This window comes from Bradyrhizobium sp. USDA 326 (assembly GCF_049739485.1).
In the GTDB taxonomy this organism is placed as follows: domain Bacteria; phylum Pseudomonadota; class Alphaproteobacteria; order Rhizobiales; family Xanthobacteraceae; genus Bradyrhizobium.
On the sequence record NZ_JBMGQA010000001.1, the window covers coordinates 4,016,301 to 4,025,742 of the forward strand.

The 9,442-nt window shown below is 66.7% G+C and carries 12 protein-coding genes; 6 read left to right on the plus strand and 6 right to left on the minus strand.

All coding sequences use genetic code 11. The features are described from left to right. Nucleotides 1–81 precede the first annotated feature (81 nt). Nucleotides 82–996 (minus strand): LysR substrate-binding domain-containing protein, encoded by a 915-nt coding sequence (locus tag ABIG06_RS18895; protein ID WP_370138111.1) that lies wholly within the window; start codon nucleotides 994–996, stop codon nucleotides 82–84. Nucleotides 997–1,119: 123 nt separating this feature from the next. On the opposite strand from ABIG06_RS18895, the gene ABIG06_RS18900 reads away from it, so the two are divergent. The 3 genes from ABIG06_RS18900 (at nucleotide 1,120) to ABIG06_RS18910 (ending at nucleotide 2,940) form a co-directional block, all read left to right on the plus strand. Further along, nucleotides 1,120–1,899 (plus strand): TSUP family transporter, encoded by a 780-nt coding sequence (locus ABIG06_RS18900; RefSeq protein ID WP_370138112.1) that lies wholly within the window; start codon nucleotides 1,120–1,122, stop codon nucleotides 1,897–1,899. Continuing rightward, nucleotides 1,896–2,126, plus strand: coding sequence for a hypothetical protein (locus ABIG06_RS18905; RefSeq protein ID WP_370138114.1), 231 nt, complete (start codon nucleotides 1,896–1,898; stop codon nucleotides 2,124–2,126). The genes ABIG06_RS18900 and ABIG06_RS18905 overlap by 4 nt, the downstream gene beginning before the upstream one ends. 115 nt (nucleotides 2,127–2,241) lie before the next feature. Beyond that, nucleotides 2,242–2,940, plus strand: a complete 699-nt coding sequence (locus ABIG06_RS18910; RefSeq protein WP_370140873.1) for a glutathione S-transferase family protein — start codon at nucleotides 2,242–2,244, stop codon at nucleotides 2,938–2,940. 41 nt (nucleotides 2,941–2,981) lie between these two features. Here the strand turns inward: ABIG06_RS18910 and ABIG06_RS18915 are convergent, their stop codons facing one another. Further along, nucleotides 2,982–3,179, minus strand: coding sequence for a cysteine-rich CWC family protein (locus tag ABIG06_RS18915; protein WP_370138115.1), 198 nt, complete (start codon nucleotides 3,177–3,179; stop codon nucleotides 2,982–2,984). Nucleotides 3,180–3,295: 116 nt separating this feature from the next. Between ABIG06_RS18915 and ABIG06_RS18920 the strand changes: the two genes are divergently transcribed. The 3 genes from ABIG06_RS18920 (at nucleotide 3,296) to ABIG06_RS18930 (ending at nucleotide 6,556) form a co-directional block, all read left to right on the plus strand. Then, a complete protein-coding gene (locus tag ABIG06_RS18920; RefSeq protein WP_370138116.1) occupies nucleotides 3,296–4,840 on the plus strand; it encodes a DUF1800 domain-containing protein in 1,545 nt (514 codons plus the stop codon). Between the two features lie 2 nt (nucleotides 4,841–4,842). Continuing rightward, nucleotides 4,843–6,060, plus strand: coding sequence for a DUF1501 domain-containing protein (locus ABIG06_RS18925; RefSeq protein WP_370138117.1), 1,218 nt, complete (start codon nucleotides 4,843–4,845; stop codon nucleotides 6,058–6,060). Nucleotides 6,061–6,232: 172 nt separating this feature from the next. Further along, a complete protein-coding gene (locus ABIG06_RS18930; RefSeq protein WP_035710403.1) occupies nucleotides 6,233–6,556 on the plus strand; it encodes an antibiotic biosynthesis monooxygenase family protein in 324 nt (107 codons plus the stop codon). A gap of 13 nt (nucleotides 6,557–6,569) precedes the next feature. Here the strand turns inward: ABIG06_RS18930 and ABIG06_RS18935 are convergent, their stop codons facing one another. From ABIG06_RS18935 to ABIG06_RS18950, 4 genes are all read right to left on the minus strand, one after another. Continuing rightward, on the minus strand, nucleotides 6,570–7,511 hold the full coding sequence (locus tag ABIG06_RS18935; RefSeq protein ID WP_124160409.1) for an aldo/keto reductase: 942 nt from the start codon (nucleotides 7,509–7,511) through the stop codon (nucleotides 6,570–6,572). 256 nt (nucleotides 7,512–7,767) lie between these two features. Beyond that, nucleotides 7,768–8,223 carry a GNAT family N-acetyltransferase gene (locus tag ABIG06_RS18940; RefSeq protein WP_370138118.1) on the minus strand — a complete coding sequence of 152 codons (456 nt, stop codon included), beginning with the start codon at nucleotides 8,221–8,223 and terminating at the stop codon, nucleotides 7,768–7,770. A 72-nt stretch (nucleotides 8,224–8,295) separates the two neighbouring features. Beyond that, a complete protein-coding gene (locus tag ABIG06_RS18945; protein ID WP_370138119.1) occupies nucleotides 8,296–9,108 on the minus strand; it encodes a PAS-domain containing protein in 813 nt (270 codons plus the stop codon). A gap of 128 nt (nucleotides 9,109–9,236) precedes the next feature. After that, entirely contained in the window at nucleotides 9,237–9,395 is a 159-nt protein-coding gene (locus tag ABIG06_RS18950; RefSeq protein WP_061877464.1) for a hypothetical protein, read from the minus strand. Nucleotides 9,396–9,442 lie beyond the last annotated feature (47 nt).

Genomic DNA, 9,442 nt, shown 5'->3' on the forward strand with positions numbered 1-9,442 from the left:
GGGGACCACATTTGCGGAATTCAGGATGTGAAGCCGTTCACAAGCGGAGCGGCTTTTTTGCCCAAGCCTATCGAAGAGGCTTCAGTTCCGTGCGCCGGCCCGGCCGATCCGCCGCGGGCGGGCGGCGCGTTCCGACGCCGCGCGCATGATCCAGCGGCGGAAGGCGGCAAAGTCGCGCTGCTCGGTCTGGAAGCTGCGATAGAGCAGGTACCAGCGCATGCCCTTGGGCACCGAGAGGTCGAATGGTGCCACCAGCCGGCCGGCCGCGAGATCGTCGTCGATATAGGGGCGGATGCCCATGGCGATGCCGAGCCCGTCGGCAGCGGCCTGGAGCGCCTGGCCGTAGAACTGGAACTCGGGCCCACGCGCGTTGATCCGCGCAACGCCCGCGGCCTTCAGCCAGATCGGCCAGTCCTCGGCTGAGTGCGCGACGCGGATCAGGCTTGGTCCCTTCAGGTCGGCCGGGCGTTTCAGGCCGCCCGCGAGGCGGGGCACGCAGACGGGGGTGAGGTCGCCTGCGAACAGCGGCTCGGCGACGAGGCCGGGCCAGTCGCCGGTGCCGAGCTTGATGCCGCAGCTCCAGTCCTCGCCGAACGGCACCGCCGCGCCGCCGGTGGTGAAGCGCACCTCGATGTCGGGCTCCTCGCTGCGAAACTCCGACAGGCGCGGGATCAGCCAGCGCATCGCAAAGGTGTGGCCGACGCCGATGGTGAGCACGCGGACGCTTGCAGGCGCCGTCACCTGCGCAGTGAGGCTCGCCAGCGCATCGAAGATCGGGGTCAGCCCGCTTTGATAGGCGCGGCCGGCCTGCGTCAGCACCAGGCGATTGGCCTTGCGCTCGAACAACGCGACGCCGAGCCGCTCTTCGAGCAGATGGACCATGCGGCTGACGGCGGCCGCCGACACGCTCAGCTCCAGTCCGGCCGCAGCAAAGCTGCCGGTCCGCGCCGCCGCTTCGAACGCCTTGATGCCGTTGAGAAACAGCAGCCGCCGCAAATGTCCGACCCTCAGGAAAGCTGATGCCAGGGCAAGATAACTCGGTTTGCGGAGAAGGGGCAAGCGAGGCACGTTCACCTTAGCTGCCTGCGTCCCTGACCCGAGAACCTGGAGATCCTGCGCGTGACGCCCCTCATGATCGCTGCCCTCGGATTGCTGATGGTCGCCACCGCGTTCCTGTCGGGACTGTTCGGCATGGCGGGCGGGCTGATCCTGATCGGCGTGCTGCTGGCCCTGATGCCTTTGCCGACCGCGATGGTGCTGCATGCGATCACGCAGATGGCCTCGAACGGCTGGCGCGCGTTCCTGTGGCGGGCGCATATCCGCTGGCGACCGGTCGCGAATTATCTGGTCGGCTGCGCAGTCGCGCTCGCAGCATGGTCACTCACCCGCTACGTGCCGGATAAGCCGGTCGCGCTGCTGATGCTGGGCGCCACGCCGTTCATGGCGCGGCTGCTTCCCGCGAACGTCAAGCCCGATCCGGACCGTCTCTGGCAGGGCACGGTCTATGGCACGATCTGCATGGGTCTGATGCTGATGACCGGCGTCTCCGGCCCGCTGCTCGACACCTTCTTCCTCGGCGGCGATTTCGGCCGGCGCGAGAAGGTCGCGACGAAGGCGATGTGCCAGCTCGTCAGCCATTTCACCAAGCTGGTCTATTTCGGCGGCGTCATCGACCAGGCTGCGAGCCTCGATCCCGTGCTCGCCGGCGTTGCGATTGCGGCCTCGATGCTCGGCACCACGCTGGCGCGGCGCATTCTCGAAGCCATGACCGACCAGCAATTCGTCACCTGGTCGAACAAGCTGATCACCACCATCGCCTGCTACTACATCGCCTATGGCGGTTGGCTCCTGGTTCGTACCCCGGTGCTGGCCGCCTTCGACAAGGGAGGTTTGCAATGAGCGAGACGGCCGATCCGCTGGTGCTGGACTTCGTCGAATGGGTCGCGCGCGAGCCGCGCGCCTATGCCGAGGTGATCGCGACCTGGAAGACCTCGTGCCCGCGCCTCACCGTCTGGGAGGACGCCGCGGACCGTGGCTACGTCGCGCGCGAAACGCTGCCCGGAATGGGGCTGATCGTCGCGGTGACGGAGGATGGCGAGAGGCTGTTGCGCACGAACGGGCGGTGACGGTCTCCACAACGTCATTGCGAGCGCAAGCGAAGCAATCCAGAATGTCTCCGCGGCGGCAGTGTGGATTGCTTCGCTGCGCTCGCAATGACGGAGCATGAGGAGGCCGCGAATGATGTCACTCAAACTCTACGAACTCGTCGGCATCGATGCCTCTCGTCCGTTCAGCCCGTATTGCTGGCGCACGCGGATGGCGCTGGCGCACAAGGGGCTGGCGGCGGAATCACTGCCCTGGCGCTTCACCGAGAAGAGCACGCTTGCGCCGCACGGCTCGGATAAGGTTCCGGTGCTGTTGCACGACGACAAGGCGGTGGTCGATTCCTGGACCATCGCGAATTATCTGGAAGACAATTTTCCGGATCGTCCGTCGCTGTTCGGCGGCGAGGGCGGCCGCGCCATGGCGCGCATGATCAATGCGTGGGGCGACATCGCCATCGTGGGCGGCATCTTTCCGCTCATCATCGCCGACATCCCGAAGAATCTGAATGAGGTCGATGCCGCCTATTTCCGCAAGTCGCGCGAGGCGCGCTTCGGCGGCAAGAGCCTGGAAGAGGTCATGGCGAGCCGCGACACCGGCGTGGTCGCGTTCCGCAAGTCGCTGGAGGTGATGCGCCAGACACTGAAGAAGCAGCCCTATATCGGTGGCAATGCGCCGAACTACGCGGACTACATCGTGTTCGGCGGTTTTCAATGGGCGCGCGTGGTCAGCCCGTTCAAGCTGCTGGAGGCGGACGATCTGGTCTATGCCTGGCGCGAAAGACTGCTGGATGCGTTCGACGGCATGGCGCGGACGTCGCCGGGGTTTGCGGTGTAGGGCACACTCTTTCCACTGGCGTGTGTCGCGCGCTCCCGCATCTAACGAGCCGCGCTCGCCGCCGTCTGCCGCAAGCACTCCCGGCACAAGCAATCCTCGCCCTCGAGCGGCATCGGCAGCTTTGCCGTCTCCTCCGCGCACCAGCAGCTTCCCGAGAGGTCGCAGCCGAACTCGGTGCCGCAGCGGGAGCAGGCGAGGCGGCGTGGTTCCTGCAACGCGGATTCTTTCGGATTTGTCATGATCTACGCCGAAGCTTCGCCGTCATTTTCATGTCGGGTTCATCTGTCGCTGCGGTATATTACGCGCCGCGCACGCATCAGGAAAGCGGCTCCAACGCGCGAAGGACACATCACCGATGGCCCGCGATTCGCAAGCCGCCCTCGTCGCGCTCAACCGCTTTGGCTTCGGCGCCCGCGGCGGAGCGTCGGGCGATCTCGTCAACGCAGCATCCGACCCGCGCGGCTTCGTGAAGGCGGAGCTCGCGCGTGCCAACGGCGTGCTGCTGGAAGCGCCGGGACTGCAATCGACGCCGCAACTCGGGCAGACCGTCTTTGCCTATCAGGACGAGGTCAGACGGGCGCGCGAGGCAGCGAAGGCCGCCGCGCCCGCTGAGACGCCGTCGCCCGCGCCGACCGAACCGAACGCCGGGCTCCGCCGCAATCCCTCGCTGAACGCGACGGCGACCGCGGGCCAGATGGCGGAGGCGAAGCCTGCGGACAATGGGACAAAGCCGGACGCCATGCAGCCCAACGCGGCAGCACCGACGGCGGCAAAGCCGGCGCCGCTCAACGTGATTCAAAAGACGTTTCGTGCGGAAGCGCTGGCTCGGCTGCAGCGCGCGACGCTTGCCGAGTGCGGCTTCACCGAGCGCCTCGTCGCGTTCTGGTCCAACCATTTCTGCATCTCCGCCAGCAAGGGCGAACTGGCGCGGATCTGGGCCGGTGCATTCGAGCGCGAGGCAATCCGGCCGCACGTGCTCGGGCGCTTCGCCGACATGCTCAATTCGGTCGAGCAGCACCCGGCGATGCTGTTCTTTCTCGACAACCAGCAATCGCTCGGTCCGGATTCGCGCGCCGGGCAAAACCGCAAGCGCGGGCTGAACGAAAATCTCGCGCGCGAGATCATGGAGTTGCATACGCTCGGCGTCGGCGGCGGCTACACGCAAGGCGACGTCACCTCGCTCGCGCGCATCATCACGGGGTGGACCTTTGCCGGCCGGCAGGCGCAGTTGGGGTCCCCCGGCTCCTTCGTCTTCAACGCCAATGCGCATCAGCCCGGGCCGCAAGTCCTGCTCGGCAAGACCTACGAGGCCACTGGGCGCGCACAGGGCGAAGCCGCGCTCGCCGACCTCGCGCGGCATCCGTCGACCGCGAATTTCATCGCCACCAAATTCGCTCGTCACTTCGTCGCAGATGATCCGCCGCCGGCGCTCGTTGCGCGCCTGCGCGACGTCTTCGTCAAGACCGACGGCGATCTCAAGGCGCTTGCCATGGCGCTGGTCGATTCCGACGAAGCGTGGAAGGCGCCGCTGACCAAGATGCGCTCGCCTTACGATTTCCTGGTCGCGAGCGGCCGGCTGCTCGCGCAGGTGCCGGAGGATCCGAGCCGCTATCTCAACGGCCTCAACCTGCTCGGTCAGCCGCTATGGTCGCCGCCAGGCCCCAACGGTTTTCCCGACACCAATGCCGCCTGGGCCGCGCCCGAAGGCATCAAGCTCAGGCTGGACATCGCGGCGCAGATCGGCGCGCGGCTCGGCAACAACGTCGATCCGCGCGACTTGCTGGAATTTGCCGCTGCCGACGCGGCCTCGATCGAAACGCGTAAAACCATCGAGCGCGCGGAGTCGCGACAACAGGCGCTGGCGCTGCTGTTGATGTCGCCGGAAATGCAGAGGAGATGAGGATGATCGACTGCGTCGAGAACCGCCTCCTCACCTCGCGCCGCGGCCTCTTGCTCGGCGGCGCTTCCTTTGCAGCCTGGGCTTACCTGCCGAAATTCGCCCGCGCCGCCGATCGGCACGATCCGCGTTTGATCGTGGTGATCCTGCGCGGCGCGCTCGACGGTCTCTCGACCGTCGCGCCGATCGGCGACCCCGACTACGCCGGCCTGCACGGCTCGATCGCGCTCACCGCGGATGGTGCGCATCCCGCGATCATGCTCGATTCCTTCTTCGCGCTGCATCCGGCGATGCCGGAATTTGCGCGCATGTATCGCGACGGGCATGCGGCGGTGATCCATGCGGTGGCGACGCCCTATCGCGACCGCTCGCATTTCGACGGCCAGGACGTGCTCGAAAGCGGCTATGCCGGACCGGGCCGCGTGCAGTCCGGCTGGCTCAACCGCGCGCTGGAAGCGCTGCCGCGCGGCGAGCGCGTGTCGAGCGGTCTCGCCGTCGGGCCGACCACGCCGCTGGTGCTGCGCGGCAATGCGCCGACCGTCGGCTGGGCGCCGGTGGCGCTGCCGCAGGCGGATGACGACACCGCGATGCGCCTCGTCGAGCTCTACCGTCACCGCGATCCCACGCTGGCCTCGGCGTTGTCGCAAGGCCTCCAGCTCGACAAGGTCGCGGCCGGCGAAGATATGAAGGCGAAGCGCGGCAACGCCGTCGCGCAGATGCGGCAGGTCGCGCGCGGCGCCGCAAAGCTGATGGCGGCCGACGACGGCCCGCGCATCGCCGCGCTCGCCTTCGAAGGCTGGGACACGCATGCCAATGAAGGTGGCCCTGTGGGGCGTCTCGCCTTCCTGCTCGGCGGCCTCGACGGCGCGCTCGCCGAGTTCGAAAGCAGCCTGGGAGATCGCTGGCGCGACACCGTCGTCGTCGTCGCCACGGAGTTCGGCCGCACCGCGCGCATCAACGGCACCGAGGGCACCGATCACGGCACGGGAACGATCGCGCTGCTCGCCGGCGGCGCGGTGAAAGGCGGCCGCGTCATCGCCGACTGGCCCGGCCTCAAGCTCGCCGACCTCCACGAGGCCCGCGACCTCAAGCCGACAACTGACCTGCGTTCCGTGATCAAGGGCGTGCTGCAGGACCGGTTCGGCCTGTCCGATCGCGTGCTGGCAGAGATCGTGTTTCCCGACAGCGCAAGCGCGAGGCCGATGAAGGGATTGGTGACTTAGGCCGTCATTCGGGGCGCGGTCTTGTCCGCCGAAGCTCGAAGAGCGAAGGCGGAAGCGCGAACCCGGAATCCATCCATCGACTTGCTCCGTGACGGAAGGGATTTCGGGCCTGCGCCTTGCGGCGCATCCCGGAATGACGACATGATGGGCCGAGCATCAGGAGAGATCACCCATGTACATCGCCATGAACCGTTTCCGCGTCGCCAAGGGCTCCGAAGCCGCCTTCGAGCAGGTCTGGCTTTCGCGCGACACCCATCTCGACAAGGTGCCGGGCTTCGTCGAATTCCATCTGCTGAGGGGCCCCGAGCTCGAGGACCACACGCTCTACGCCTCCCACACCGTGTGGGCGAACCACGCCGCGTTCGAGGCCTGGACCAAGTCGGAGGCGTTTCGCGCGGCGCATCACCGGGCGGGCGACAACAAGCCGCTTTATCTCGGCCATCCCCAGTTCGAAGGCTTCGAGGTGGTGCAGACGGTGGGGCGCGGTGCGAAGTAGCGCGCCGCAGAGCTCAGCCCAGAGTGATCTTGTCGATCTCCGCCATCTCATCCGCGCTGAGTTTCCAGGCGATCGCCTTCACGTTCTCCTCGACCTGCTCGACGCGCGTGGCGCCGGCGATCACGCTCGACACTTGCGGACGCGCGGCGAGCCAGGAGAAGGCGAGCTCCAGCATCGAATGGCCGCGCGCCTTGGCGAAGGCCTGAAGCTTCTCGACCATGTCCTCGTTGCGCGGCGTGACGTAACGGTCGCGCAGCGCCGGCGCCTTGGCGAAGCGCGTGTCGGCGGGTGCCGCCGCGCCGCGCTGGTACTTGCCCGTCAGCAGACCGCTCGCGAGCGGGAAGAACGGCAGCAGGCCAAGCCTGTACTCCTGCGCAGCCGGCAGCAGATCCTTCTCGATATCGCGCACCAGCAGTGAGTATTCGTCCTGGCAGGAGACGAAGCGGCTGACATTCATCGCGCGCGCGGTGAACTCGGCTTCCGCGATCCGCCAGGCCGGGAAGTTGGAGTTGCCGGTGTAGCGCACCTTGCCTTGCCGGATGAGATCGTCGAGCGCACGCAACGTCTCCTCCATCGGCGTCAGCGGATCGTAATCGTGCTGCTGGTAGAGGTCGATATAGTCGGTCTTGAGCCGCCTCAGGCTCGCCTCGACCGCGGTCATGATGTAGCGGCGCGAGGCGCCCTGCTTGGTGCCGTCGGTCGCCATCGGCTTGGCATATTTGGTGGCGAGCACGATGTCCTTGCGGCGATCGCCGAGCACGGTGCCGAGCACCGTCTCCGAGCCGCCCATCCCGGCATAGATGTCGGCGGTGTCGAACAGCGTGATGCCGAGATCGAGCGCGCGATGGATCACCTTGCGCGAGGTCTCCAGATCCGTGCGCTGGCCGAAATTGTTGCAGCCGAGCCCGACCGCAGACACGCGAAGGCCGGAGGCGCCGAGATTACGAATTTCCATGGGAGATCCTGTCAGATGAGCAGCGGCACATTGTGACGACCGTGCGCAACATCAGCAAGCTGATGCCCGCGCTGCTGCCATGCAGACAATCCCGAACAAAAAACGCGGCCCCTGTCAGACGCGGCGACTGACGGGGACCGCTTTGGGCGCTTGATCGGTGACGGGGGGCCTGACCAGACGCAGGTGCAGCGTAGCCTTGCTCTGTTACGCGCGGGTGACAGGCGGAGTTATCCACAGGGACTCCCGGACCCAGGACTCAGAAGATATTGCGATAGACGATGAAGCCGGACCGCTCCGCGACCTTATCGTACAGGCGCTGCGCCGTGAGATTGGTCTCATGCGTCTGCCAGTACACGCGCGGCGATCCCGCGAGCTTTGCCCGTTCATAGACGCCATGGATCAGCGCCGAGGCGACGCCCTTGCCGCGCGCGGCCTCGAGCGTGAACAGGTCCTGCAAATAGCAGGACGGCTCGATCGCGGTGGTGCTCCGATGAAACAGATAATGCGTCAGCCCGAGCAGGCGTCCGTCGTCCTCGGCGACCAGCGCGTGCATCGGCTCATAGGCGTCGAAGAAGCGCTGCCACGTCATCTTCGTGATCTCGGGGGCCAGGGCGGTCGGGCCCGAGCGGCCGTAGAAGGCGTTGTAGCCGTCCCACAGCGGCAGCCATTGTTCGTAGTCCTGCCTCGTGACGGCGCGAATGATGAGCGACATGTGAAATTCCCGCGATCGATGAAGTGTCCTTCATACGTGATGGTCGCGCTGCCGATCAATCACGCCGTCGCGTCACTCCGCGACGCGGAGGTAACGGGTCAGCTTGCGGTTTGCGGGGTCGCGCAGCGAGCGGTAGTAGTCGGCGCGTGATGGCTCGTCGGTGTGGCGCACGAGGTCGGTCACCGGGGTGTAGCTCAGCATGCGTCCACCGTCGGGCAGCGCGGTGCAGACGAAGCGCAGCACCTCGCCGTTGCTCAATTTGATGTTGATCGGTGTGGCATCGCCGCCCCGCACCATCTCCATGCGGCGTGCGATGAAGGTGCCGAGCTCGTCCTCCGGCAGCTCGAACGCGCCGATGTCGCGGCCGTGATACATCAGCGCGATGAAGGGCGGCTTGCTTTCGGCGATCTGGTCGGGCAGTGCAAAATAATCGCGGAACGCGCGGTTGATGAATTCGGCTCGGGTCTCGGCATCGAGCAGCACGATGCCGATATCGACTTGGTCGAGCGCGGCCGACAGTCGCGCGGCCGTGGCGTGGCTCCGGCGCTCGGCCGCGACCGTGCCGAGCAGCCGCTCGCGCATCAGGCCGGTGATGCCGGCGGTGCCGACAGCCGTGACGGTCAGGAGGCCGAGCCGGACCAGATCGGCGGCGCCATAGCCGGAAACGCCGTGGCGGTTGAGGAAGAACAGCGCCGCGCCGATCACGGCGACGGCGGCGGTCGTCATGGCGGAGGCTAGACCCGCGAGCGCACCGGCGAAAGCCACGATGCAGACGAGCAGCGGCGCGGGCGAGGGGGCGGGGGAAAGGCGATCGAACAACATTGCCAGCAGCGGGGCCGCTGCCGCCAGCGCCGGACCGGAGATCGCACGCCATCCGAACCGCATGGACCAGTCTCGCTCCTCCGAACGAGGTAACGCCGCCACACTGACTGATTTGTTGCGCCACAGCGATACAGTGTCGCGCGGCGTGCTTAAGGCGCGCTTACGTGCAAGCGTAGGGTTTTCGGATGATTTTAGACCATGTGCGCGTGCTTGACGCGCTGTTGCAGCGTGGGCGCATTCAGGGTCGACGTCCCCGTGCCCTTGCGCGTGCCGACGATGATCAACAGCGACGCCGCGACCAGGATGGCCGCAGTCAGGGTGATTGCAACGACTACCACAGGTGATTTCATCGACGTCCTGTCGCGATGCCGGTCGGCGCGGGCCGCGCGGCGCCCTG